Genomic DNA, 26,269 nt, shown 5'->3' with positions numbered 1-26,269 from the left:
GATGCTCAACACCATTGCCCGCGCGGCATTCACCCGACTCTTCCGTCCCCTGGCGAGGCTGCTTCTGCGCCTAGGGCTGACACCCGATGCCGTGACGTACATCGGGACCATCGGGGTGTGCGCGGGAGCGCTGGTGTTCTACCCGCTCGGGCACCTGTTCTGGGGCACCGTCGTCATCACGGTCTTCGTCTTCTGCGACATGCTCGACGGGATCATGGCGCGGGAGACCGGTCGCAACAGCCTGTGGGGTGCGTTCCTCGACTCGACGCTCGACCGGATCGCTGACTCTGCGGTGTTCATCGGGCTCGCACTGTGGTTCTTCCTCGGCGCCGACGATCCGCTCACCGCGCTGCTCGCACTCGGGTGCTTGGTGACCGGCTCGATCGTGTCCTATGTGCGGGCGCGGGCTGAGGGGTTGGGCGTCCACGCCTCGGGCGGCATCGCCGAACGCGCCGACCGGTTGTTGGTCACACTCGTCGTCACCGGCTTGGTCGGAATGGGAGTTCCCGATATCGTTCTGACGGTCGCCTTGGGTGTTCTCATGATCGCCTGCTGCATCACCATCCTGCAGAGAATCTCATCTGTCCGCCGCCAACTCCTGGAGAACCATGAAACCTCGTAAAGCTTCGCGGGTCGTACTGCTCAATGAGCGCGACGAGGTTCTGCTCATCCGGGCCCAGGACCTGCTCACGCCCTCCCACCAGTGGTGGATGACGTGCGGCGGCGGTTCGGAGATGGGGGAGTCCCCGGCGCAGACCGCGGCCAGAGAACTCGCCGAGGAGACCGGCATCGAATGCGAGCCCGGTGACCTCATCGGTCCGCTCGCGATCCGCGACGAGGTCTTCCGGTTCACAGAGAAGGAGATGCGGCAGCTCGAGACGTACTTCGCCTACCGGACGAGCGAGGACGTCGAACTCGAAGACGCCGTGTGGACGGACATCGAGAAGCGCAGCCTGCTCGAATTCCGCTGGTGGAGCCGCGAGGAGCTGCTCGAGACGACGGAGACGATCTACCCGAAGAACCTGCTCAGCCTCATGGAACTCGCCTCTCGGGGCGCGGTGCCCGACGTGCCGCTCGTCATCGACTGAGGAGCTCGACGGACTGCACCCGGACGGCGGACGCTCGGGGTGCCGCTGGGGGCGGGAAGCGGCCGGCGGCGGCACGGTGGAGGACTGCCGCCTCGGCGGGGAACTCCCGGACCCGGAACCGCGGATGCACGGGCGACCGACGGCCGCCTCGGCGCGGAGCACTGCGGGACCCGGAACCGCGGATGCACGGGCGACCGACGGCCGCCTCGGCGGGATCGGAATCATTCCGGGTCCCGCGGTTCGGCGCGCTTGCAGGGTGCGCGGGGCAGAGCGTATAGAATCGTAGGGCTGTATCTAGAGGAAGGAACACCAGTGTCAGGTCATTCCAAATGGGCAACGACTAAGCACAAGAAAGCTGCCATCGATGCCAAGCGCGGCAAGCTGTTCGCCAAGCTGATCAAGAACATCGAGGTTGCCGCACGCAACGGTGGACCTGATCCCGATGGCAACCCGACCCTCTTCGACGCGATCCAGAAGGCGAAGAAGAACTCCGTGCCCGCCGACAACATCAACCGTGCGGTCAAGCGCGGCGGCGGACTCGACGGCGAGGCCGTCAACTACGAGACGATCATGTACGAAGGCTACGCGGCCGGCGGCGTGGCGCTGCTCATCGAGTGCCTCACCGACAACCGCAACCGTGCGGCCTCCGAGGTGCGTGTGGCCGTGACCCGCAACGGCGGGTCGATGGCCGACCCCGGTTCGGTGTCGTACAACTTCAACCGCAAGGGCGTCATCGTCGTCCCCGCCGAAGGCACCGATGAGGACGCCATCGTCGAAGCGACGCTCGAGGCCGGCGCCGAAGAGGTCAACGACGAAGGGGAGACCTTCGAGGTCATCTCCGAGGCGACCGATCTCGTGGCCGTGCGCACCGCGCTCGTCGACGCGGGCATCGACTACGACTCCGCCGAGGCGTCGTTCGTGCCCGGACTCAAGGTCAGCCTCGACGCGGCGACCGCCACCAAGGTGTTCAAGCTCATCGACGCTCTCGAAGACAGCGATGAGGTGCAGAACGTCTACTCGAACGCCGACGTCAGCGACGAGGTTCTCGCAGAACTCGACGCCTGATGCGCATCCTCGGCGTGGACCCCGGCCTCACCCGGTGCGGGCTCGGCGTCATCGCGACCCTGCCAGCCCGCAAGGTCGCCATGGTGGCGGTCGACGTCGTCCGCACCCCGTCCGCGGATTCCGTGGATCTGAGGCTGGGGAGCCTCGCCGAGGCGTTCGACACCTGGCTCGACGAGCACCGTCCCGATGTGGTGGCCATCGAACGGGTGTTCGCCCGCAACGACGTCTCGACGATCATGGGCACCGCCCAGGTGTCGGGACTGACCATGGGACTCGCCGCGCGTCGCGGGATCCCCGTGGCCATGCACACCCCGTCCGAGGTCAAGGCCGCGATCACCGGATCCGGCCGCGCCGACAAGAAGCAGGTGACGAACATGGTCACCCGCATCCTCGGACTCGACGCCCCACCCAAACCCGCCGACGCCGCCGACGCGCTGGCGATCGCGATCTGCCACTCATGGCGCGGAGCGCTGAGCGCCCAGTCGACGCCGGGGGCGAACAAGGACCTCACCGAACGCAAAGGCAGCGGCCGGCAGGGGAGCGGGCTGACCAAGGCCCAGGAGCAGTGGGCGAGGGCCCTGCGCGACGCGAAGTGAACGCGGGAGCGCGGGCTGCTCGTGATAACGGACTGCTGAGTTTCTCTGCTCACCGCTGTGTTCGTCTGACCTGACCCGGGACGCACCGCCAGGGTCGGCGCTGTTCCCTGGATCTGTGCTCTGATCGTCATGCGCTCGCAGTGCGGGCGCGCTTACGCGCGCTGTCACAAGCACGTCCACCGTCGCGGGAGCGTGCAGCAGCGTTGGTGAACCCGCCGTCGGCACCATCGAAGCCACGAGCTTCGGCGCATTGTCCCTGGTCGAACGTGCACACTGCCGAAAATTGGAATGACGTCGAACAGCGTCGAAAAAACCTTGAATAAATCGAACGAAACTATAGACGTGAGATGGTGATGGGCGTAGGATGTGACTAACCGCACAACGAAGGCGTTGACGGATAGAACATCGAGACCATGACATTGACACCGGATCGCACACCGAATCCCCGGGGCGAAGGCTCCCCGGGCAATGGGTCGGGTGCGGGCGGAAAGGGACAGCAGGGTCTCCGTCGTCGAGGCAAGTCGCGCGGGCCGGGGCGGGGGAGTCGGAACCCTTCGCAGGGAGACGGCCAGCCTCAGTCGCTGTTCGAACAGCTCGAGGCTGCAGGGATGGATCTCAGCGGGCATCAGCTCGCCGAGCGTCTCGGCGACATCGCGCCGGTGACTCCGCGGGATTTCGGCACACTCGACGAACCAGATCCGAGGACGGACCGGGAATCGACTGCTGATTCACGATCGAACACGGATTCACTTTCGACCTGCGATTCGCAGCCGGCGTCCGATTCGAAGTCCAAGCCCGCTACAGGGTCGCTGTCCGGCTCGCGGTCTGAGACCAGTTCGAAGTCGACGTCGAAGCGTCGCCGGCCGAAGGGCGGCGGAGGCGACAATGCTGGCGACTTCGCTGTGGGCGCAGCCGGGGGCAATGTGTGCGCCACCGGAAGTGGCGGCGGCACAGCCGACGCCGAGCGCCCGTGCGTGAGCGATATCGCCAGTCCCTTCCAGACGGCAGCAGACGAGCACCGAGACACCTCGATTCCCGACTCCCCACATCCCATGCTCAGCAACGAGCAGTGGGCCGACCTCAAGGCGAAGGTTCCCGAAGTGACCGAGAGTCTCGGCTCACTCACCGAACTGGCCGCCCAGCTCCAGGACTTCCGTCGACCGATGGGGCCCGATGAGGCGGTCACGGTGATGCAGGGGCTCGAAGCGCTCAGTCGCATCGTCGATCTGCTCTCAGCGGTGACGCTCTCGGTATTCGAACGCACCGGCACCCCTAAGGACTACGGGGCGAAGACGACCAAGGCGCTCGTGCAGGACAAGCTCAAGCTCAGCGGAACCGAGGCTCACCGTCGGACCGAGCTCGCGAAGAATCTCGGCAACAGGGTCGACATCACGGGCCAGTCCCGACCGCCGAAGTATCCACTTGTGGCCGAAGGACTCCAGTCAGGCAGACTCTCGTCGAGTCAGGCGACGGCCATCACCGAATGCCTGAAGGATCTGCCGTTCTGGCTCGGCGCTGACATGCGGACCAAGGTCGAACAGAAGCTCGTGACGCGAGCCCCCACCGTGCGCGTCTCCGACATCAGGCGTATCTTCGCGGACATGCTCGACCGTCTCGACCCGGACGGGGAGGAACCCAAGGACTCTCACGATCGGTCGCACTATCGGGTCAACGTCCGGCAGCGCCGTGACGGCGACTGGGACCTCTCCGGTCTCCTCGACCCGATCTCCGGAGGAATCCTCCAGGGTTGGCTGACCTCGCGGATCAAGGCTGACGATCCCGCATCAGGTGAGGGCGACTCGGCAGCCGGCAATCACGCGGCCCCGCCCGACGGGACGGCTATGACCGGCAGCCCCGACTCCGCAGCTCCTGACAGCTCGGGTGCGGTACAGCGTGCAGGCCAGGGCGAGGTGCCACCTGACGATCAGGGTGCAGCCCCGGATTCCGGCCAGCTCACGGAGCCGACTGGCGGCCGAGCCGCGGACGAGCAGGAGATCATCGACCTCTTCGGCAGTGTGCTCTCGGGAGATATCTCCGACGCCCGCATCCCGGCTGATCCTTTCCCCACTGACCCCAGCCACACCGACGCGGCGCCGACCACCGACGCCTTCACCGGTGCGACGGCTCAGCAGAATCGGGGATGGGGAGTCCGCGAGGACGGCTCGTTCGTCGATACCACCGACGCCCAAGGCTCGGTGAAGAACCTCATGTACGAGCGCTTCGCCACGCTTCTCTCCCGGATCGAAATGGGTCGAGTCGGCAGGGGAGCACCGTTCGCGTTGGTCGTCACGGCGACCGCGGAGAACCTCGCGGAGAAGAAAGGGCGCGCAGAGACCGGAGACGAAGCGGACTTCCCCGTCGACCTCGCCGTCGATGAGGGTCTCAACGGCTCGGTGTTCTTCCACCTCATGAGCGACAGAGCCAAGTCTCTGAGCCTGGCCACCGAACAGCGGTACGCGACTCCGAAGCAGCTCGCCGTTCTCGCCGCTCGCGATCAGGGATGCACCTTCCCCGGATGCGAGACGCCGCCCGGCTGGTGCGATGCTCACCACATCGTCCCGTGGTCCAACGGTGGGAAGACCGACATCAACAACCTCACCCTGGCCTGCGGTCTGCACCACCATCTCATCGACAAGTCGGACTGGTATGCCTACATGCTCTTCGACGGTCGACCGGCATGGATCCCTCCCGCGTCGATTGACGTCGAACGTCGGCCTGTCCTCCATGCCCGATTCATCGCCCGCGAAGCAGCCGAATCGCTCTTCGACGAAGTCGCGGGGACAAGTGCGGCCGGGGTGCGCCAGCGGGGGACAAGTGAGGCCGGGGTGAGCACGTGGGGGACAAGTGAGGCCGAGGCGGGGCAGCGGGGGACAAGTGCGGCCCAGGTCGGCCCGAAGGGAACAAGTGCGCCTACGGCAGGACCGGATGAGGCAAGCGGGCCCGGAACCGGTCACCAGGGGACAAGTGCGACGGTCGACGGTCGAATCGACGCAGGTGGTCCAGTCCGTGATCCGGATCCGTCACGGGCGGACAACGAGCGGGGTGGGCATGCGGACCCGTGGGGAATCGGCGGTCAGCGCGGAGTCGGCGGTCCGCGTGAAGACAGAGACCCGCCCGGATACAGCGACTCGCGTGGAGACGATGATCCGGGGGAGCGAGCGTGAGTGCGCCACGCTGGAATGGCAGTGAGCGGGCCACTGCGTCGCGGCCCCGAGCAGCTGTTGCGCTGCGCAGGTCGTTGCGCGCGCCAATGCGCAGTGACGCGAGTGTCGCTTCGGATGAGTCGACGAGTGCTGACGATGCGTCGGCCACGGGAAACGTCGGACGGGGCTGTCGCCCTGGGCATCCCGGTCGGGGCGGTCGGCTCGGACATGTCGGCCGCGAGCGTCGGCCGGGGCAGGTCGGACGCGAGCGTCGGCCCGGGCATGTCGGCCAGGACCAGCAGTGCGTTCCTGTTAGTCTGGATTCGTACAAGTGTTCCCACCCGAAAGGCTGTCCGTGATCAGTTTCCTCAGCGGTACGGTTCATCGCATCGCAGCTGACCACCTCGTCGTCCTCACCTACGGAGTCGGACGAAAAGTGCACGTGACACCGGACACGCTCGCCGGGACCCGCCACGGTGCCGACATCGATCTCGTCACCACTCTCGTCGTCCGCGAGGACTCGATGACGCTCTTCGGATTCGGCACCGAGGACGAGAACCACACCTTCGAAGTCCTCCTCACGATCTCCGGGATCGGCCCGCGCCTCGCCATGGCCATCCTCTCCGTCATGGGACCCGACGAACTCGCCGCGGCGATCGCCGGTCAGGACGCCACCGCGCTCACCCGGGTGCCCGGCATCGGGAAGAAAGGCGCCTCGCGCATCATCCTCGAACTCGAGAACAAGCTTCCGAAGTTCGCCGCCGCCGCACCCGGCCCCGCCCTGTCCTTCGGCGGGTCCAACCAGCAGGTCGTCGACGCTCTCGTCGGCCTCGGCTGGAAGGAACCCCAAGCCGCCGAGGTGGTCCAAGAGGTCGTCAGCGACCTCGGTGCCGACGCCGGCACCTCGGCGCTGCTCAAAGCCTCCCTCAAGGTCCTGGGTGCGCGGAAATGACCGGTCCGACACCGTCCTCACGCGGTACTGAGGCATTCGGTCGAGAGCCAGAGTCATTCGGCCGGGATTCCGGGGCATTCGGTCGAGAGCCAGAGGCATTCGACCGGCGGGCCGAGTCCTATGAGATGGACTTCGGCGACCAGCGGCTCACCGGTGCCGAACATGACCGCCTCGTCTCGGGGACAGCCGAAGCCGCCGAACGCGATGCGGAAGCCGCGCTGCGCCCCAAAGGACTCCACGACTTCATCGGCCAACCGCAGGTCCGCGAGCAGCTCTCCCTCGTCCTCGACGCAGCCAAGGCCCGCAGCAGGACCCCCGACCATGTCCTGCTCTCCGGCCCTCCCGGACTGGGCAAGACGACCCTGGCGATGATCATCGCGCACGAGATGCAGGCGAGCCTGCGCGTCACCTCGGGCCCGGCGGTCCAGCACGCAGGCGACCTCGCCGCGATCCTCTCCTCCCTCGAAGAGGGCGAAGTCCTCTTCATCGACGAGATCCACCGCATGGCCCGTGCCGCCGAGGAGATGCTCTACGTCGCGATGGAGGACTTCCGCGTCGACGTCATCGTCGGCAAAGGTCCCGGAGCCACCGCCATCCCGCTCGACCTCCCTCCCTTCACCCTCGTCGGCGCCACCACCCGCTCGGGCCTGCTGCCCGCCCCGCTGCGCGACCGCTTCGGCTTCACCGGCCACCTCGACTTCTACTCCAGCGCCGACCTGCTCACCGTGCTCACCCGCTCGGCGCGCATGCTCGGCATCGACGCCGAGAACCGCGGCCTGCAGGAGATCTCCACCCGCTCCCGCGGCACACCCCGCATCGCCAATCGCCTGCTGCGCCGAGTCCGCGACTGGGCGCAGGTCCGCGGCACCGGCATCATCGACGAAGCCGCAGCGCTGAGCGCGCTGACCGTCTACGAAGTCGACGCCCTCGGCCTCGACCGCCTCGACCGCTCGGTCCTCGACGTCCTGTGCCGCCGCTTCGGGGGAGGACCCGTCGGACTCGGCACCCTCTCCGTCTCCGTCGGAGAGGAAGCCGACACCGTCGAAACGGTCTCCGAACCCTACCTCGTGCGCGAAGGACTCATCAGCCGCACACCCCGCGGCCGGGTCGCCACCTCGGCGGCGTGGAAGCACCTGGGACTGCACGTCCCAGCAAACTATGAGTTCTGATCCGGTCCGATGAGTTCGCCTTGAGTGCGGAGTTCGAACTAAGCTAGTGCACTGGTCCGTCCTTATGAAAGGCAGAATTCCTTGGAAATGCTCCTTCCGCTCGCACTTGCGGCGCTGCTCATCTTCTTCCTGTTCAACTCCCGCCGCAAGCAGAAGGCGCGCATGGAGCAGATCAAGTCCGGTCTGGTCCCCGGTGCCAAGGTCATGACGACGTTCGGCGTCTTCGGCACCGTGCTCTCCATCGATGAGGCCGACAACCAGGTCACCATCGAATCCGGTCCCGGCACCATCCTGCGCGTCCACCGCCAGGCCATCGGTCAGATCGAGAACCCCGAGACCCCTGCCGATGTGGCACCCGCCGCCGACGACGCCGAGACCCCGGCCATCACCGACGCCGAACTCGACGCCATGAACGAACGCAAGCGCGCCGAGAACGGCGACCTCGACGAGACCGCCGAGGCGAAGGCCGACGAGACCGCGCCCGCCGACGACATCGAGGCGATCGCGAAGGCCGACGCCGACGCCAACACCGCTGAGGCGAAGGCCGCCGAGGCGAAGAAGGACGACGCTGCGACCGTCGACGGCGCAGACGCTGCGAAGAACGACTCGGCGACAGAGGACGAGTCGTCGAAGCCCGGCACGGATGCGCCGGACTCCGACGACAAGAAGAACTGACGCCCCGCAACCCGATCGAAAGCTGAAGCGTGTCCGACATCGAAGAAAAGCCGCGACCAGGTCTGCGGTTCCTGTGGTTGACGATCATCACCCTCGTCCTCGCCGGCGTCCTCGCCGGGGGAGTGATCTGGTCCGATGCGACGACCACACCGAAGCTCGCCCTCGACCTCGAAGGCGGCACCTCGATCATCCTGGAACCCCAGGTGTCCGAGGACACGACCATCAGCAAGGAACAGCTCGATCAGGCGGTGGCGATCATCCGCCAGCGCGTCGACTCGACCGGTGTCTCCGAAGCCGAGATCACGACGCAGGGTGACCGCAACATCGTCGTCAACCTGCCCGGCAACCCGGACGAGGAGACCCGCAACCTCGTCCGCTCGTCCGCTCAGCTCGTGTTCCGCCGCGTCGCCCTCGTCGGCGACCCCCGTTCCCAGGAGCAGATCAACCAGCAGCAGTCCAACCAGGACAGCGGCGGCGGTGACCAGGGTCTGACCGACGAGGAGAAGAAGCGCCTCGAAGACCTCACCGGCGGAAACCAGGAGTCCCCGGCAGGCGGCGGTGCCGTCGTCAACCCCGGTGCCGCGGGCACTGCCGACAATGCCGGCGCTGCCGACAACGCGGATCCGAACGCCGGGGGCAACGTCCCCGGACCGGCAGGCACCGGTGAAGCGACCAGCGCACCCTCGACCCCGGCCGAAGGCGGCCAGGACCAGAAGGTCACCGACTCGACTCCGTGTCCGCTGTTCGATCCTGAGAAGGACGCCGCGGAATGGCAGACCGAGGACATCGTCAAGCAGTACACCGAACTCGACTGCACCGACCCGAAGAACCGCACCGGCGGTGTGCAGCAGCCGGCTGACAAGCCCGTCGTCTCCTGCGCCCAGGACGGCTCGGCCAAGTACGTGCTCGGACCGGTCGAACTCTCCGGCGACCACCTCGACGACGCGAGCTTCGGCTACGCCGCCGGCGCCAACGGCGTCCAGACCAACCAGCCGGCCGTCAACCTCGAGTTCGACGACACCGGTCGCGAGATCTTCAAGCAGATCACCTCGGCGATCACCGGACTCCAGCAGCCGTACAACCAGTTCGCGATCTCGCTCGACGGTCTCGTCCTCTCCGCCCCGACCTCGAACGCCGTCATCACCGACGGCCGTGCCGAGATCTCCGGCAACTTCACCATGGATGAGGCTCAGACCCTGGCCAACCAGCTGAAGAACGGCTCACTGCCGATCAGCTTCCAGGTCCAGAGCGAAGAGCAGATCTCCCCGACGCTCGGCGCCAACTACCTCAACATCGGCCTGCTCACCGGCCTCGTCGGCCTCCTCCTCGTCGTCGTGTACTCGCTCCTGCAGTACCGCGTGCTCGGCCTCATCACGGTCTCGAGCCTCGTCGTCGCCGGTGTCCTCACCTATCTGCTGCTGCTCATCGCCTCGTGGAGATACGGCTACCGGCTCTCCCTGGCCGGTGTCGCCGGCATCATCATCGGCATCGGCATGGCCGCCGACTCCTTCATCGTCTACTTCGAACGCGTGCGAGACGAGCTGCGCAGCGGCCGCAACCTCCTCTCCGCCGTCGAAGTCGGCTGGGACCGCGCCAAGCGCACGATCTGGGCGTCGAAGTCGGTCAACATGCTCGCCGCGGTGATCCTCTACATCCTCGCCGTCGGCTCGGTGCGCGGATTCGCGTTCACCCTGGGGCTGACGGTGATCGTCGACATCATCGTCGTCTTCCTCTTCACCCACCCGATGCTCGAAGTGCTCGCGAGAACGAAGTTCTTCGGCCAGGGCCACCCGATGTCGGGCATGGACCCGCGCCTGCTCGGCGTCAAACCCGCCGCCTACCGCGGTGCCCTCAACATCGACCTCGACGACTCCGCGAAGTCGCCCGAGGCGAAACGCCGTGAGAAGGCCCGCGCCCGCAAGGCGGGTATGGACAGTGCTGACACGGAGACGATCGCCAGCCGCCGCGCCAAGGCCGCCAAGAACGCGCGCGCCGAGGCGGGAGGCACGACGACGAAGGTCCGGACGGCCGACTCGACGACCGACACGGACGCGACCACCGAGGACTCGGCGACCGACAGCCTCATCACCGAGACCGAGGTCACCGAGACCGACGACAGCGTGACTGTCACCGAATCGACCGAGACCGTGGTCGACGATGACTCGACGGACGCGCCCGAGGACACGACAACCTCGGCGAAGGACGCGACCACCTCGGCGAAGGACGCGAAGACCTCCCGCCGCCGTCGCGGTGGCAGAGGCGGCAACTCCAGCGCGACGGCCCCGAGCGGCGGCACCATCGCCGAACGGAAGGCGGCCGCCAAGCGCGCCGCACAAGGCAACGACGACGAGAAGGGAGCCGAGAAGTGAAACGGTTCTTCGCATGGGGCAACCGCCTCCACAACGGCGAGTCGTCGATCCCGTTCGTCGGCAAGGCGAAGCTGTGGCTCGGCATCGCCGGCGTCCTCGTCCTCCTCTCCCTCCTCGTCCCGCTCGTCGCCGGCTTCAACTTCGGCATCGCCTTCCGCGGCGGCTCCCAGTTCCAGGTCGACAACGTCACCGACACCTCGGCGGCCAAAGGCGAGAGCATCGTCAACGACGTCGTCCCGAACTCCGAACCGCGACTGACCCCCACGGGTGAGACCGGTGTGAAGATCGAGACGAACCAGCTCAGCGACGCCCAGATGCAGGAGGTCCGCGACGCGCTGGCCACCGGCTATTCGGTCAACGCCGAGGACGTCACCTCGACGTTCGTCGGACCCCAATGGGGTGCGGACGTGACCTCGAAGATGATCCGCGCCCTCGTCATCTTCGTCGCCATCGCCATGATCGTCATGGCCCTGTACTTCCGCACGTGGAAGATGTCGCTCGCGGCGATCATCGGCCTCTTCGTCGTCATGATCATCACGATGGGCATCTACTCGGCCACCGGCTTCGAGGTCACCCCCGAAGCGATCATCGGCTTCCTCACCGTCTTGAGCTTCTCGCTCTACGACACGGTCGTCGTCTTCGACAAGATCAGAGAGAACACCGCGCGCTACCAGGACAACCGGCGCCTGAAGTTCTCCGAACTCGTCAACCTCGGCGTCAACCAGACGACGGTCCGCTCGATCAACACCTCCGTCGTCTCGGTCCTGCCGATCGCCTCGATCCTCTTCATCGGCGTGTTCCTCCTCGGCGCCGGCACCCTCGTCGACATCTCCCTGTCGCTGTTCATCGGCACGATCGTCGCCGCCGCCTCGACCCTCTTCGTCGCCAGCCCGCTCTACGCGCTGCTGCGGTCGAACGAGCCCGCGGTGAAGGAACAGGAACAAGCCGTGCGAGAATTGCGTTTACGGAACGGATCAGAGGACGTTCCGCCCGTGATCCACGCGGAGATCTGAGTCCGCTTCCTCGCCGAGGTGGGAGTCTGATCCTCGGGTGAGCGCGGGTCCGAGCAGAGAGGGGATGTGATGGCGTCATCAGCTGAATCGCGCCGTCCGCGCGGCATCTCCCGGCTGGCCTGGTGGGCTGCCAGGGCGCAGAACAACGCCGACTACCCGCGGGTGCTTGGTCCGATGATCCGCGCCCTGCAATCGAGCCACCCCAAGGCCGACATCGACCTCGTCGTCCGTGCCTACACGGTCGCTGAGGAGGCCCACCGCGGTCAGACCCGCAAGTCCGGGGACCCCTACATCACCCACCCCGTGGCGGTCGCGACGATCCTCGCCGAGATCGGCATGCTGCCGGTCACCCTCGCCGCCGCTCTCCTCCACGACACCGTCGAGGACACCGACTACTCGCTCGAGGAGCTCACCGAGTCCTTCGGCCCCGAAGTCGCCGCGATGGTCGACGGGGTGACGAAGCTCGACAAGCTCACCTACGGTCAGGCAGCCCAGTCGGAGACCGTGCGGAAGATGATCGTCGCGATGGCCAAGGACATCCGCGTCCTCGTCATCAAACTCGCCGACCGCCTCCACAACGCCCGCACCTGGAAGTTCGTCCCGGCCGCCTCGAGCACGAAGAAGGCCCGCGAGACGCTGGAGATCTACGCTCCGCTCGCCCACCGTTTGGGCATGAACACGATCAAATGGGAGCTCGAGGACCTCTCCTTCCAGGTCCTCCACCCCAAGGTCTACGACGAGGTCGTCCGCCTCGTCGCCGATCGCGCTCCCGAACGCGAGAAGTACCTCTCCACGGTCTCGACCGAACTCCAGGCCGAACTCGTCGACTCCGGGATCGAAGCCGCCATCACCGGCCGACCCAAGCACTACTACTCGATCTACCAGAAGATGGTCGTCCGCGGCCACGAGTTCGCCGACATCTACGACCTCGTCGGCGTCCGCGTGCTCGTCGAGACCGTCCGCGAATGCTACGCCACCCTCGGCATCGTCCACGCCCGCTGGAACCCGGTCCCCGGCCGGTTCAAGGACTACATCGCGATGCCGAAGTACAACATGTACCAGAGCCTACACACCACGGTCATCGGCCCCGGCGGCAAACCCGTGGAGATCCAGATCCGCACCCACGAGATGGACAGGCGCGCCGAGTTCGGCGTCGCCGCGCACTGGAAGTACAAGGACCGCGGCAACCCGTCGAAGGCGATCACCTCGAACACCGCCCGCTCCGTCAAGGTCTCCGACGACGGCGGCGTCGACGACGCAGCCTGGCTGCGCCAACTCCTCGACTGGCAGCGCGAGGTCTCCGATCCCGACGAGTTCCTCGACAGCCTCCGCTACGAGGTCAACTCGAAGGAGGTCTACGTCTTCACCCCCAAGGGCGACGTCATGAGCCTGCCCTCGGGTGCGACACCGGTCGACTTCGCCTACGCCGTCCACACCGAGGTGGGGCACAAGACGATGGGCGCGCGCGTCAACGGCCGGCTCGTCGCCCTCGACACCGAACTGAAGAACGGCGACTCCGTCGAGGTCTTCACCTCGAAGGACGAGAACGCCGGACCCAGCCGCGACTGGCTCGGCTTCGTCAAGAGCCCCCGCGCCCGGTCGAAGATCCGCCAGTGGTTCTCCAAGGAGCGCCGCGAAGAGGCGATCGAGAACGGGCGCGAGCAGCTCGCCCGCGCGATGCGTCGGCATTCCCTGTCCGCGAACGCCCTGATGAGCCAGGAAGCCCTGCAGGTCGTCTCGACCGAGCTGCGCCTGCCCGACGTCACCGCCCTCTACGCGGCGATCGGCAACGGGGTGACCTCGGCCGCCCATGTCGTCGACCTGCTCGCGAAGGAGGTCGGCGACGACGACGAGGTCACCGTCCTCCCGCCTGCCCCGCGCAACCGCACCGGGCAGTCCTCTGGGCACCATTCATCGGCCGGGGGCGTCGTCGTCAAGGGCGTCGACGACGTGCTCGTCAAACTCGCCCGCTGCTGCACCCCGGTGCCCGGCGACGAGATCGTCGGCTTCGTCACCCGCGGCTCCGGGGTCTCCGTCCACCGCGTCGACTGTCCCAACGTCGTCTCCCTCGAACGCGAACCCGAACGCATGGTCGAGGTCTCATGGGGGGAGAAGACGAGCGGGGTCTACCTCGTCCAGATCCAGGTCGAAGCCCTCGACCGCTCCGGACTGCTCTCCGACATCACGAAGGTCCTCACGGACACGCACGTCAACATCCTCTCCGCCTCTGTGGCCACCTCGAAGGCCCGCGTCGCACAGTCGAAGTTCGTCTTCGAGATGTCCGATGCCAGCCACCTCGACACCGTGCTCTCCGCAGTGCGCAAGGTCGAAGGCGTCTTCGACGTCTACCGCATCTCCGGCGGCTGAGACTCGCGCACCGCAGGGACCGCGGGTCGGGTGTGGGCGAACCGTTCGACGACCTCACGCATCTGCGCGGCGAACGGCCTGCGCGCGACACTGTCGAGGTAGAGACCGAACCGGATGCGCTCGGTTTGCGGGACCTCGTCGATGAGTTCGGCGACCGCGCGCTGCGAACCGGCCTCGGGGGAGCGGACATGGGGCAGGAGCAGATCGTAGAGCGTGCGCATCGGCGTCGTCACGGGCACCCCGGCGATCGTCTCCCACTCGCTGCGGGCGAGATTGAGCTCATGGACGATCAGTCCGTTCTGTTCGAGCACGCGCCTGCGCGGGTGCGTGGTCAAGGTCAGCGGACTCGGCGCCCGACCGAGACCGAGATGGACCCACCAGGCCGTCGCATGCGAGACGACGAGCCGCGCGGGGATCTGCGCGGCCAGAGCGTGGATGCGATCCTCGGCGTCGAGCACGGCACCCGAGCGCACCCACGTCGTCTCCGTCAGCGGCGTGAGCAGCCCGTCGAGGGTGAGCTCGGTGAGGTGCTCGTAGCCGTAGTCGCTGACGCGGAAGATGTCCTCCATGAGGACACTATCGTCCTCTCACCGCCGGGGAGCAAGACCCGGATCGCGGCCTGTGGACAACCCGGAACTCGCGTGCAGCGCCCTGTGGATGGCCGTCAGTCGAGTTCGGCCGCGGTCTGCGCGAGCTGATCGCGCCAGGCCCGGCGGGCGTCGAGAGCGGCCTGCGCCTCGGCGACGGACTTCTCGTCCCCACCGGCCTTCGCCGCCTCGAGGGCGGCTTCGAGTTCGGCGATCGACTCATCAAGCTGGCTCAGCGCCCCCGAGGTGCGGGCCTTCGTCTCCGGGTTGCTGCGCTTCCATGCCGCATCCTCGGCGTCGGCGAGAGCGCGTTCGACCTCCCGCAGACCGTTCTCCATCCGCGAGACGTCGGCCCGGGGCACCTTCCCCGCGTCCTCCCACTCGTCCTGGATGGCGCGCAGCTCACGCTTCGCCGCCGTCGGGTCGGTGATCGGCAGCAGCGCCTGCGCCTTGGTCAGGAGCGCTTCCTTGACCTCGAGGTTGCCCTTGTACTCCTCGTCGAGGGCCGCGTTCTCCGCATCCCGGGCCGCGAAGAACACGTCCTGGGCGGCGCGGAAGCGCGCCCAGAGAGCGTCGTCGTCCTTCCGGGAGGCACGGGGTGCGCGCTTCCACTGGGTCATGAGGTCCTTGTACTTCTGGGACACCGTGCGGAAGTCGGTCGAGGAGGACAGGGACTCCGCCTCGGCGACGATCTTCTCCTTGATCCGCTTGCCCTCGGAGTTGTGCTTGTCGAGTTCGGCGAAGAAGTCCTTGCGCTTGCGTTCGAAGGTGTTCCGCGCCTGCGAGAACCGGCCCCACAGCTCCTGGTCGACGGCCCGCGGCAGACGGGGTCCGCTGCGCTGCATGTCCTTCCACGCCGCGAAGAGCTCACGCAGACGGGCACCGGAGACCTTCCACTGGATCTTCTCGGGATCCTTCCCGGCCAGGGTCTCGGCTTCGACGACGATCTCCTCGCGCTTCTGCGCGGCCTCGAGCTTGGCCGCCTCGGCGCGCGCGGCCTGCTTCGACTCGGTCGCCTTCGCATCCGAGAGCAGGGTGTCGAGGGTGGCGGCGAGCCCCTTGAGGTCACCGACGACGTTGGCCTCGGCCAGGGACTCCCGCAGCGCCGTCGCAGCCGTCGTCACCTCACGCCCCGGAGCTCCTGCGGACAGGCGATTGCGCAGGTGAGCGGCGTGTTCGAGGAGTTCGACGTACTTCTTCGCGAAGTACTCGACGGCTTCCTCACCGCTCGCGTCCGGGTACTGGCCGACCTCGCGTTCGCCGTCCGCGGTGATGACGTACACCGTCCCGGCCTCATCCGCGCGACCGTGCGTGACCGCGCGCGCCACCTCGGCGTCGTGGTCGACGGTGGTCCCGCTCACCGGCTGGGCCGCCTGTGGGCGCGGCACCGAGGAGGGGCGGGGAGTCGGCTTGGGGGTCGGGGTCGACATGTCTCTCACCTGTTTCTTCATCGGTCGAACCGGCGGTCTCGCCGATCACTCGATCATTGCGTCATCCCAGCATAACCATCAGGTCGCCTCTGGATAGACTTCGGCCATGGATGTCTTCACCACCCGTGCCGAATTCCTCGACGTCAACTGCTATGCCGTGCGCGCCGAGGGCCGCAGCGACTGCATCCTCGTCGACGCCGGCTACGACGCCGCCCCCGACCTGGCCCAGCTCCTCGCCGAGGAGGGGCTGGACCCGCAGGCGATCTTCCTCACCCACGGCCACCCCGACCACATCCTCGGCCTGCCGGGACTGCTCACCCGCTGGGACGTCCCCGTCCACCTCGGCGCCGGGGACCACTACCGGGTCGAGAAGCCGGGGGAGACCCTGGGACCGCAGTTCGCGCAGATGATCGCGCCCCTGCTCACCGATTGGCAGGCCCCCGCCGAGGTGGTCCCCTTGGACGACGGCAGCGTCGTCACCGTCGCCGGACTCACCGTCACCGCGGTCGCCGCCCCCGGCCACACGGAGGGCTCGACCCTGCTGCGGGTGAGCGCCGACGGCGAGGAGGTCATCTTCACCGGCGACGTCGTCTTCGCCGGCGCCATCGGACGCATCGACCTGCCCGGCGGCGACGCCGAGACGATGGCCGCCACGCTGCGGTCCTTCGCCGGCCTGCCCGACGTTCCCATCTATCCTGGACACGGCCCCGCATCGCGGGTCGGCCACGAACTGCGGACGAACCCGTTCCTCTGACCGCAGGCACCGCAGAGACACCAGAACCACAGGACCGCACGGTCCCTGAGCAAGGAGAACCATGGCGAAGTCAGCCCGTCTGTCCGGATTCCCGGAACGGCTCCCGGCCGAAGCAGTGATCGAGAAGCGCATCATCGACATCCTCGGCCACACCTTCGCCCTGCACGGCTTCTCCGCCCTGCACCACCGCGCCGTCGAACCCCTGAGCCAGCTGGCCAAGGACGGGGAGATCGACAAGGAGATCTTCGCCGTCTCCCGCCTCCACGCCGAGGGTCCCGAACGCAACCCGCTCGGCCTCCACTTCGACCTCACCGTACCGCTCGCCCGTTTCGTCACTGAGAACGCGAACGAGCTGAGCTTCCCGTTCCGGGCCGCCCGGATCCAGCCGGTGTGGCGTGGGGAACGGCCCCAGGCCGGCCGGTACCGCGAGTTCATCCAGGCCGACGTCGACATCATCGGCGACACCGAGCTGCCCGGCCACTTCGAAGTCGAGATCCCGCTGACGATCGCCGACGCCTTCTCCCGGCTCGCCCCGCTCGGTGTGCCGCCGATCAGGATCGTCGTCAACGACCGCCGACTGCTCGAGGGCTTCGCCCGCGGCATCGGACTCACCGACATCCCCGCGGTGCTGCGCTGCCTCGACAAGTACGACAAGATCGGCCCCGAGGAGGTCGGGCGGCTGCTGGCCGCCGAAGCCGGCGCCGATGAGCGCCAGCAGGAACTCTGCCTCGCCCTGGCCGCGATCGAATCGGATTCCCCTGACTTCGCAGGCGAGGTCCGTGCCCTCGGCGTCGAGCACCCGCTCCTCGAGGAGGGCCTGACCGCGCTGACGACGATGCTCACCGCCGCCGCCGAGCGGGCCCCCGGTGTGCTCGTCGCCCAGCTCAAGATCGCCCGCGGCCTCGACTACTACACGGGAGCCGTCTACGAGACGCAGCTCGTCGGCTACGAAGGGCTCGGGTCCGTGGCCTCGGGCGGCCGCTACGATTCGCTGGCGACCGTGGGCAAGAAGACCTACCCGGGTGTGGGCATGTCGATCGGCGTCTCCCGGCTCATGGCCTTCGTCCTCGGCGAGGACAGCGGCATCGCCGCCACCCGCGGCACCCCGTCGGCCGTCGTCGTCGCCGTCACCGATGAGGACCGCCGAGGTGAGGCCGACGCCGTGGCCGCAGCCCTGCGCGCCCGCGACATCCCCTGCGAGGTGTCTCCGTCCGCGGCGAAGTTCGGACGCCAGATCCGCTTCGCCGAACGCCGGGGGATCCCGTACGTGTGGTTCACCGACGGCGAGTCCGGCCATGAGGTCAAGGACATCCGCTCGGGTGAGCAGACCCCGGCCGACCCGCAGACCTGGGAACCGGCGGCCGGCGACCGGTGGCCGGAGGTCACGGGGAGCTGAGGGGCGGCCGCCTCGGCGGGGTCACAGCGGGTCGGGGGCGAGCGATCCGTCGGGGGCGATGTGATCGAACATCTCCCTGACCATCGAGACGACGTGCGGGTCGTCGACGGTGTAGAAGATCCGCCGCCCGTCCCGGCGGGAGGAGATGAGGCCGGCGAGCCGGAGTTTGGCCAGATGCTGACTCACAGCGGGCACGGTCGCACCGATCGCCTCGGCGAGGGAGGACACATCGAGCTCCTGGTGGACGAGCGTCCACACGACCCGCAGCCGGGTCGCCTGGGAGAGCATGCGGAACGTCTCCGCCGCGACCTCGACCTGCGCCGAGGTGGGGGTCGGATCGGTCTCCGTGGGCTGCGTCTCCATGCGTCCTCTCCGTGCGCCTGTGCGTGCGGGAATGTCCATGCAAGCGACTATCATGGTTCACGCACTCCCCGCATGACCATCGTAAAGGAGCCCTTCAGTGCTGCGAAGCCACGAATCCGGAAGCCTGCGTGCCGCCGACGCAGGAGAGACCGTCACCCTCGCCGGGTGGGTCGACCGTCGCCGCGATCACGGAGGTGTCGCCTTCATCGATCTGCGGGATGCTTCGGGAATCGTCCAGGTCGTCGTCCGTGAGGACGATGCGCACGCGCTGCGCAACGAGACCGTCGTCAAGGTCACCGGCACCGTCTCCCTGCGCCCCGAGGGCAACCAGAACGAGAACCTGCCCACCGGTGAGATCGAGATCGTCGACACCACCGTGGAGATCCTCGCCGAGGCGGCCCCGCTGCCCTTCCAGGTCTCCGACCACGCGGAGGACGCCGGCACCGTCGGTGAGGAGACGCGCCTGCGCTACCGCTACCTCGACCTGCGCCGGTCGGGTCCCGCGCATGCGATGCGCCTGCGATCGGCCGTGAACAAGGCCGCCCGCACCGTCCTCGACGACCACGGCTTCGTCGAGATCGAGACGCCGACGCTGACGAAGTCGACGCCCGAGGGCGCCCGTGACTTCCTCGTCCCTGCGCGCCTCCAGCCCGGCTCCTGGTACGCGCTGCCGCAGTCGCCGCAGCTGTTCAAGCAGCTCCTCCAGGTCGCCGGCATGGAACGCTACTACCAGATCGCCCGCTGCTACCGCGACGAGGACTTCCGGGCCGACCGTCAGCCCGAGTTCACCCAGCTCGACATCGAGGCGTCATTCGTCGAACAGGCCGACATCATCGCCCTGGCCGAGGAGATCCTCGTCTCCCTGTGGAAGCTCATCGGCTACGACATCTCCACGCCGATCCCGCACATCACCTACCACGAGGCGATGGAGCGCTACGGTTCGGACAAGCCGGACCTGCGCTTCGGCCTCGAACTGACCAACCTCACCGAGTTCTTCGCCGAGACCCCGTTCCGGGTCTTCCAGTCCGACTACGTCGGCTCGGTCGTCTACCCCGGCGGCGGATCGCTGCCCCGACGCCAGCTCGACGCATGGCAGGACTGGGCGAAGCAGCGCGGAGCCAAGGGCCTGGCCTACGTCCTCGTCGCCGAGGACGGCACGCTCACCGGTCCCGTGGCGAAGAACATCTCGGAGACGGAGAAGGCCGGACTCGTCGAGGCGGCCGGAGCGAACCCGGGCGATGCGATCTTCTTCGCCGCCGGTGACGCAGGCTCCTCCCGCGCCCTCCTCGGCGCCGCCCGTCGTGAGATCGCCGAGCGTGTGGGTCTGATCAAGGACGGCGACTGGGCGTTCGTGTGGGTCGTCGACGCACCGCTCTTCGAATCCGCCGCGGCCGCGCAGGCCGCCGGCGACGTCGCCGTGGGCGAAGGCCAGTGGACGGCCGTCCACCACGCGTTCACCGCCCCCAAGCCCGAGTACCTCGAGACGCTCGAATCCGATCCGGGTGCGGCCCTGGCGTATGCCTACGACATCGTGTGCAACGGCAACGAGATCGGCGGCGGGTCGATCCGCATCCACCAGCGCGCCGTCCAGGAGCGCGTGTTCGAGATCATGGGCATCGACGAGGCGGAGGCGGAGGAGAAGTTCGGCTTCCTCCTCGAGGCCTTCAAGTTCGGTGCGCCCCCGCACGGCGGCATCGCCTTCGGCTGGGACCGCATCGTGTCCCTGCTCGCCGGAGTCGACTCGATCCGCGAGGTCATCGCGTTCCCGAAGTCCGGCGGCGGCTACGATCCGCTCACCCAGGCACCGGCCCCCATCACGGAGGCTCAGCGCGCCGAGGCGGGCGTCGACTTCGATCCCGACGCCGAGAGCGACGACTGATGTCGCGATGACCGACGGTCCTGACCTCTTCTCCGACCCGGACCGGGAACTCCCCGGTCCGGGGACGGGTGCGTCCGGGGGCGGTCGAGCCCTCGACCCCCTGGCGGTGCGGATGCGTCCGCGCACCATCGACGAGGTCGTCGGTCAGGATCATCTGACGTTCCCCGGGTCTCCGCTCCACCAGCTCGTCGAAGCGAGCGGGGGAGACCGGGCCGGGGCCTCCTCGGTGATCCTCTGGGGTCCGCCCGGGGTGGGGAAGACGACGCTCGCGCACGTCATCTCGCATGCCCCGGGACGCCGGTTCGTCGAACTGTCGGCGATCACCGCGGGTGTCAAGGACGTGCGTCAGGTCATCGAGAATGCGCGGCGCGAACGGGAGATGTACGGGCGCACCACAGTGCTCTTCCTCGATGAGATCCACCGGTTCTCGAAGGCGCAGCAAGACGCTCTGCTGCCGGCCGTGGAGAACCGGCTCGTCGTCCTCGTCGCGGCGACGACGGAGAACCCGTCGTTCTCGGTGATCTCGCCGCTGCTCTCGCGCTCCCTCATGCTCACGCTGCGGCCGCTCGGCGATGACGACATCGCCGCACTCCTCGACCGGGCGATGACGAGCGAGCGGGGACTGGCCGGGCAGTTCGAGCTCGACCCTGCCGCGAAGGACTACATCGTGCGCATCGCCGGTGCGGATGCGCGCCGTTCGCTCACGGTGCTCGAGGCCGCGGCGGGGATCGCTGCGGCGCAGGGGGAAGCGGCGCGGGCTGCTGGTTCGGAGGCGGAGCCGTCTCAGTCGAGTGCGGGCGAGGCTGCATCCGACGCGGGCGAGGCCGTCACTGACGAGGACGCTGACGGTGCGGACGTGGCCGGAGAGAACGCTGACGGTGCGGACGACGAAGCCGCAGCGGCGGCAGGCGCTGAGGGCGGTGGCGGCAACGCCGACGACGATGCTGACAGTGCGCACGACGAGAGCGACAGTACCGCAGCCGACGACGATCGAGCCGAAAGCGACATGACGGCGCCGATCCTCATCACGGAAGAGGCCGCTGCCGAGGCGAGCAGTGAGGCCGTCGTCCGGTACGACAAGAACGGCGACCAGCACTACGACGTCATCTCCGCGTTCATCAAGTCGATCCGCGGGTCGGATGTCGATGCGGCTCTCCACTATCTCGCGCGGATGATCGTCGCGGGCGAGGATCCCCGGTTCATCGCCCGTCGCGTCGTCATCTCCGCGGCCGAGGACATCGGCATGGCTGACCCGCAGGCACTGCCGATCGCGGTGGCCGCCTCGACGGCGGTGCAGAACATCGGCATGCCGGAGGGGCGGATCCCGCTCGCCGAGGCGGTGACCTATCTGGCGATGGCACCGAAGTCGAACGCGAGCTACAAGGCCCTCGATGCGGCGATCGCCGATGTCCGCAACGGGCTCGTCGGCGAAGTGCCCAACCACCTCCGCGATGCCCACTATCCGGGAGCGAAGCAGCTCGGGCACGGCAAGGGCTACATGTACGCCCACGACTTTCCGCACGGTGTGGCCCCGCAGGAGCAGCTGCCGGAGGTCCTGCGCGGCAAGGAGTACTACACGCCGACCACCAACGGCCTCGAGCGGACCATCAGCGAACGTCTCGCGAACATCCGCGGGATCCTCCGCGGAGAGTGAGCAACGCGAGCCGACCCGTGTCCTGCGACACTGCCGTGCCACTTTTCGCTCATATAGGGGATGACCGGGCTACCGACATTATCGAGGATTGAAGCATGATCAGAAGACACCCTTTCCTCGCCCGTACGCTCTTCATGCTCCCTTCTGTCGCCGTCGCGGTTCCGATGATGATGATCCTGGTCTGGATCTATCGCGCAGTCGAGCCCATAGAGATCGCCTTCGTGGCCATATCGGGTTCGTTGATCGCTTTTCTTCTCTGCCTCGTCCCGGGCGCCCACCGGTTCGAACGTCTAATCGCGTCGAAGCTGCTCGGCACCGAGGTAGACCGGGAGGCGGGTTCGAGGACGTACGGGAATTCGGCTGTCTTCACCCTGCTGCACCTGATGGCCGGCTTGTCTTCGTTGCTCTGCATCATCAGTGTTCCCATTGTGATCAGCGAACTCTCCTGGCGGACCGAACGCGTTTTTGAGTGGTCGCTGAGTTGGTCGGATGCAATCGAGAACTATCTCGAAATCGTGACGTGGTCGGAGACCCGGATCGTCCTCGCGCTGATCCTGTTCATCTCTGCAATCTGGGCAACCACCTTCATCTGCTGCCTGCCGATGGTCGCCCGTCAGCTTCTCGGCCCGAATCTCGAGAAGCAGCTCGCTGAGAGCGAAGCAGACCGAGAACGGCTCGAAGCCCAGAGCGATCTCGCACGCGATATCCATGACTCGCTTGGTCACACCCTGACGATCGCGAGCCTGCAAGCGGAACGGGGACGTGCCGTTCTCATGGACGACCCCGATTGCGCCGATGACGCGCTCTCTACGATCCTGCTTGTCTGTCGCAGGGCTCAAGCCGATCTCGACGACGTGCTCCGGGTGCTGAGAACGGGTGAGGCGAGTGCGCTCAAGCAGGCGCGAGATCTGCGTAGCATCGGTGACCTCATCGATGACGCCAGGAGCGCGGGTCTTCTCGTCGACGTTGACGTCCCGCTCAACCTCGAGATCTCTGCCGACCGCTCGCAAGCGCTCTATCGGATCGTCCAGGAAGCGCTGACCAACGCGCTGCGGTACGCAAGTCCGCGTGAATTCAGCCTGACCGTCACCGATGATGATCGCGGACTGCACGTGCTGACGAGCAACCCAGTTGCCGGGAACAATGATCGCCGCGGCGGCAGAGGACTGCACGGCATCGAAGCCCGCGCCCGGCTGCTCGGCGGTTCTGCATCGACATCGGTCATCGCTGACCAGTTCATCCTCGATGTGCGCATTCCCGCCCGCAACGTCGATATCTCAGCATGATCGACCTCCTCATCGTCGATGACGAACCGCTCATCCGCTCGGGACTCGTCGGGGCGCTCTCACAATTTCCGTACCTGCGTGTCGTGGGCGAAGCCGACAACGGCGACACCGGCATCGACGCTGTCCGGCACCACGCGCCCGATGTCGTCCTCATGGATGTGAGAATGCCCGGCCGCGATGGACTCAGTGCCACCGAAGAGCTGGCGGCGGACTCCGGCTTCACCGGAGCCGTCCTTGTGCTCACCACCTTCGACTCTGACGACTACGTCTACCGCGCCATGCACGTCGGCGCACGCGGCTTCCTCCTCAAACGCTGGCCGATCCTGAAGATCGCCGAGGCCATCTCCATCGCCGCAACAGGCGACAGCGTCGTCTTCCCGGATTCGCTGGCCCGGGTCGTCGCCGAACACGGGGCGCCGCCTCGGCGAAGCACGGGTGAGATCGAGCACGTCCTCACCCCACGGGAACAGGTGGTCCTCACACAGATCGCCGCGGGGAAGAGCAACTCCGAGGTGGCCGAGGCACTCCACGTCACCGTCGAGACCGTGAAATCCCAGGTCAGCAGCGTGCTCCTCAAGCTCGGAGCGCGCGACCGCACGCAGGCAGTGATCCGCGCCTTCGAAACCGGCTTCGTCGACCCGCGGTGACGTTGATCAGCCCACGCGGGGAAGCAATCCCTTCGCGGCCGCGATCATCCGGCTGATAAGCAGCGGCGGATCGATGATCTCGCCGCGACCGACCATGGCATCGAATTCGGCCACCGGCATCTCGACCACACGCACGTCCTCCTGCGGATCATCGGCGACACGTTCACCGACCGCAAATCGGCGGGCGACAAAGAGGTGGATCGGGTAGGCGAGCCGAGCGGGATTCTGGCTGAACGTGTACAGGTGCTCGAGGTCGAGGGGGATGAAGCCCGTTTCCTCTTCGTACTCGCGCCCGGCGGCTTCGATCGGGCTCTCACCCGCCTCGGCGCCGCCTCCAGGAAGATCGAAGATCCAGCGCCCGACGGGGTAGCGGAACTCGCGTGCCAGACGCATGTCTCCCGCCTCGGTGATTCCGAGAACCGCAACGGTGAACGGCACAGACTCATCGACCTCGTAGCGGATGCGATCGCCGTTCGGCAGTCCGACCTCGTGTTCGCTGAGCACGACATGACCGCGGTACGCTTCACGCTTTTCATGCAAAGTCCACTTCGGTTCGTGCATGGTCGGAATCATAGTGGGAGCGAGCAACGGGGCGGCGACGTCTGGTCGGCGGCCGCAGTGGGGGAGTGCACACAAGAAGTCCTAGCGTCGCGGACATGTGCGCGGCGCTAGGACTTCTTGGTCGCGATGGTCTGGGCGGCTGTGTGCACGTTCGCGTGATGTCCAGGCGCTGCGAACATGTCCGGGTGCTCGGACTTCTTGGCATCAGGGGAAGATCGCTGGAGTACCGGCAGCAGTGGAGGGGCGCTGGAGTGCCGGCAGCAGTGGAGGCGGCGGTGGAGTGCCGGCAGCAGTGGAGGCGGCGGTGGAGGGGCGCGGGAGTTTCGGGGGAGTGCCAGCAGGGGAGGAGTGCAGCGGGGTGACGGTCGTCACGACGCGGGCGCGGCATTGCCGGGGAGGCCCGGAATCCGCTAAGATGGTCTGCTGTTGTGCCTCATATGAATAGGCGGTCGGTGCGAGCGGTTCTCGACGCTCAATCCCTCTTTCCCAACCGGGGAAACAACGGTTCCGACCAGGGCGAGGACTGAAGCCTGCCGGGACGACCCGCACCTTAGGAAAGGTAACCCAGTGCCAGCACCAGCACGTAACCGCCGGATGGCCCGCCTCTCGCGCGCCCTCGGCCTGCCGCTGACCCCGAAGGCTGAGAAGTACTTCGAACGCCGCCCCTACCCTCCAGGCGAGCACGGCCGCGCCCGTCGCCGCAACGACAGCGACTACTCGGTCCGCCTCAAGGAGAAGCAGCGTCTTCGCGCCCAGTACGGCATCCGCGAAGCCCAGATGCTCAAGACCTACAAGGAGGCCAAGCGCCTCGAAGGTCTGACCGGTGAGAACCTCGTCGAGCTCCTCGAGATGCGTCTCGACGCCCTCGTCCTCCGTGCCGGCTTCGCCCGCACGATCGCGCAGGCGCGCCAGTTCGTCGTCCACCGCCACATCACCGTCGACGGCCAGCGCGTCGACCGTCCGTCCTTCCGCGTCAAGGAAGGCCAGACGATCCAGGTCCACACCAAGAGCGCCGACATGGATCCGTTCCAGGTCGCCGCCGCCGGTGGACACAAGGACGTCCTCCCCGCAGTTCCGGGATACCTCGATGTCAACCTCGAGGGTCTGCAGGCCACCCTGCTCCGTCGCCCCAAGCGCGACGAAGTCCCGATCACCTGCGACGTGCAGCTCGTCGTCGAGTTCTACTCGCGCTGAGCCACGATCGTACGACTGCCCGGAACGTCCGCGTTCCGGGCAGTCGTGCATTCACCCCGCGACCGCCGCACACCACAATGT

The 26,269-nt window shown here is 67.2% G+C and carries 22 protein-coding genes; 18 read left to right on the top strand and 4 right to left on the bottom strand.

Features of this window, described 5'->3' with window-relative positions; translation table 11 throughout:
* Position 1 precedes the first annotated feature (1 nt).
* The 11 genes from pgsA (at position 2) to AACX88_RS09465 (ending at position 14,437) form a co-directional block, all read left to right on the top strand.
* A complete protein-coding gene (pgsA, locus tag AACX88_RS09515) occupies positions 2-622 on the top strand; it encodes a phosphatidylinositol phosphate synthase (protein ID WP_339392770.1) in 621 nt (206 codons plus the stop codon).
* Complete coding sequence (locus AACX88_RS09510; RefSeq protein ID WP_339392769.1) at positions 609-1,088, top strand: NUDIX hydrolase; 480 nt, start codon at positions 609-611, stop codon at positions 1,086-1,088. The genes pgsA and AACX88_RS09510 overlap by 14 nt, the downstream gene beginning before the upstream one ends.
* A 312-nt stretch (positions 1,089-1,400) precedes the next feature.
* Complete coding sequence (locus AACX88_RS09505; protein WP_198498907.1) at positions 1,401-2,153, top strand: YebC/PmpR family DNA-binding transcriptional regulator; 753 nt, start codon at positions 1,401-1,403, stop codon at positions 2,151-2,153.
* Positions 2,153-2,749, top strand: a complete 597-nt coding sequence (gene ruvC, locus AACX88_RS09500) for a crossover junction endodeoxyribonuclease RuvC (RefSeq protein ID WP_339392768.1) — start codon at positions 2,153-2,155, stop codon at positions 2,747-2,749. Before AACX88_RS09505 ends, ruvC begins: the two co-directional genes overlap by 1 nt.
* Positions 2,750-3,801: 1,052 nt before the next feature.
* On the top strand, positions 3,802-5,913 hold the full coding sequence (locus AACX88_RS09495; protein WP_339392767.1) for an HNH endonuclease signature motif containing protein: 2,112 nt from the start codon (positions 3,802-3,804) through the stop codon (positions 5,911-5,913).
* 334 nt (positions 5,914-6,247) lie between these two features.
* Positions 6,248-6,844 (top strand): Holliday junction branch migration protein RuvA, encoded by a 597-nt coding sequence (gene ruvA / locus AACX88_RS09490; RefSeq protein WP_339392766.1) that lies wholly within the window; start codon positions 6,248-6,250, stop codon positions 6,842-6,844.
* A gap of 125 nt (positions 6,845-6,969) precedes the next feature.
* Complete coding sequence (gene ruvB / locus AACX88_RS09485) at positions 6,970-8,013, top strand: Holliday junction branch migration DNA helicase RuvB (protein ID WP_339392765.1); 1,044 nt, start codon at positions 6,970-6,972, stop codon at positions 8,011-8,013.
* Positions 8,014-8,100: 87 nt separating this feature from the next.
* A complete protein-coding gene (gene yajC, locus AACX88_RS09480) occupies positions 8,101-8,688 on the top strand; it encodes a preprotein translocase subunit YajC (RefSeq protein WP_339392764.1) in 588 nt (195 codons plus the stop codon).
* Positions 8,689-8,717: 29 nt separating this feature from the next.
* The gene (gene secD, locus AACX88_RS09475) at positions 8,718-11,057 is read left to right on the top strand and encodes a protein translocase subunit SecD (RefSeq protein ID WP_339392763.1); all 2,340 of its coding nucleotides are present in this window, start codon (positions 8,718-8,720) and stop codon (positions 11,055-11,057) included.
* Positions 11,054-12,070 (top strand): protein translocase subunit SecF, encoded by a 1,017-nt coding sequence (gene secF, locus AACX88_RS09470; RefSeq protein ID WP_339392762.1) that lies wholly within the window; start codon positions 11,054-11,056, stop codon positions 12,068-12,070. Before secD ends, secF begins: the two co-directional genes overlap by 4 nt.
* 69 nt (positions 12,071-12,139) lie before the next feature.
* The gene (locus AACX88_RS09465; protein WP_339392761.1) at positions 12,140-14,437 is read left to right on the top strand and encodes a RelA/SpoT family protein; all 2,298 of its coding nucleotides are present in this window, start codon (positions 12,140-12,142) and stop codon (positions 14,435-14,437) included.
* Here the strand turns inward: AACX88_RS09465 and AACX88_RS09460 are convergent.
* A complete protein-coding gene (locus tag AACX88_RS09460; protein ID WP_339392760.1) occupies positions 14,416-15,006 on the bottom strand; it encodes a hypothetical protein in 591 nt (196 codons plus the stop codon). The two genes, AACX88_RS09465 and AACX88_RS09460, sit on opposite strands and share 22 nt — an antisense overlap.
* A 95-nt stretch (positions 15,007-15,101) precedes the next feature.
* Positions 15,102-16,454 carry a DUF349 domain-containing protein gene (locus AACX88_RS09455; protein ID WP_339392759.1) on the bottom strand — a complete coding sequence of 451 codons (1,353 nt, stop codon included), beginning with the start codon at positions 16,452-16,454 and terminating at the stop codon, positions 15,102-15,104.
* 106 nt (positions 16,455-16,560) lie between these two features.
* Here AACX88_RS09455 and AACX88_RS09450 point away from each other — a divergent pair, with 106 nt between their 5' ends.
* Together AACX88_RS09450 and hisS are read left to right on the top strand one after the other, a co-directional pair.
* Positions 16,561-17,208 (top strand): MBL fold metallo-hydrolase, encoded by a 648-nt coding sequence (locus AACX88_RS09450; RefSeq protein ID WP_339392758.1) that lies wholly within the window; start codon positions 16,561-16,563, stop codon positions 17,206-17,208.
* 61 nt (positions 17,209-17,269) lie between these two features.
* On the top strand, positions 17,270-18,604 hold the full coding sequence (hisS, locus tag AACX88_RS09445; RefSeq protein ID WP_339392757.1) for a histidine--tRNA ligase: 1,335 nt from the start codon (positions 17,270-17,272) through the stop codon (positions 18,602-18,604).
* A gap of 21 nt (positions 18,605-18,625) precedes the next feature.
* On the opposite strand, the gene AACX88_RS09440 is transcribed toward hisS, so the two are convergent.
* Positions 18,626-18,967, bottom strand: coding sequence for an ArsR/SmtB family transcription factor (locus AACX88_RS09440; protein ID WP_339392756.1), 342 nt, complete (start codon positions 18,965-18,967; stop codon positions 18,626-18,628).
* A 97-nt stretch (positions 18,968-19,064) separates the two neighbouring features.
* On the opposite strand from AACX88_RS09440, the gene aspS reads away from it, so the two are divergent.
* The 4 genes from aspS (at position 19,065) to AACX88_RS09420 (ending at position 24,433) form a co-directional block, all read left to right on the top strand.
* A complete protein-coding gene (gene aspS / locus AACX88_RS09435) occupies positions 19,065-20,846 on the top strand; it encodes an aspartate--tRNA ligase (protein WP_339392755.1) in 1,782 nt (593 codons plus the stop codon).
* 7 nt (positions 20,847-20,853) lie between these two features.
* The gene (locus tag AACX88_RS09430; RefSeq protein WP_339392754.1) at positions 20,854-22,500 is read left to right on the top strand and encodes a replication-associated recombination protein A; all 1,647 of its coding nucleotides are present in this window, start codon (positions 20,854-20,856) and stop codon (positions 22,498-22,500) included.
* A gap of 95 nt (positions 22,501-22,595) precedes the next feature.
* Positions 22,596-23,786, top strand: a complete 1,191-nt coding sequence (locus tag AACX88_RS09425) for a sensor histidine kinase (RefSeq protein WP_339392753.1) — start codon at positions 22,596-22,598, stop codon at positions 23,784-23,786.
* The gene (locus AACX88_RS09420) at positions 23,783-24,433 is read left to right on the top strand and encodes a response regulator (RefSeq protein WP_339392752.1); all 651 of its coding nucleotides are present in this window, start codon (positions 23,783-23,785) and stop codon (positions 24,431-24,433) included. The genes AACX88_RS09425 and AACX88_RS09420 overlap by 4 nt, the downstream gene beginning before the upstream one ends.
* Before the next feature lie 6 nt (positions 24,434-24,439).
* Here the strand turns inward: AACX88_RS09420 and AACX88_RS09415 are convergent, their stop codons facing one another.
* Positions 24,440-24,994: an NUDIX hydrolase gene (locus AACX88_RS09415; RefSeq protein ID WP_339392751.1), complete on the bottom strand. Its 555-nt coding sequence runs from the start codon at positions 24,992-24,994 to the stop codon at positions 24,440-24,442.
* Positions 24,995-25,588: 594 nt separating this feature from the next.
* Here AACX88_RS09415 and rpsD point away from each other — a divergent pair.
* The gene (rpsD, locus tag AACX88_RS09410) at positions 25,589-26,188 is read left to right on the top strand and encodes a 30S ribosomal protein S4 (protein ID WP_339392895.1); all 600 of its coding nucleotides are present in this window, start codon (positions 25,589-25,591) and stop codon (positions 26,186-26,188) included.
* Positions 26,189-26,269: the final 81 nt, after the last annotated feature.

It is taken from the genome of Brevibacterium metallidurans, from assembly GCF_037101285.1.
Classification (GTDB): Bacteria; Actinomycetota; Actinomycetes; order Actinomycetales; family Brevibacteriaceae; genus Brevibacterium; species Brevibacterium metallidurans.
This window is presented reverse-complemented; position numbering and strand designations above follow the sequence as displayed.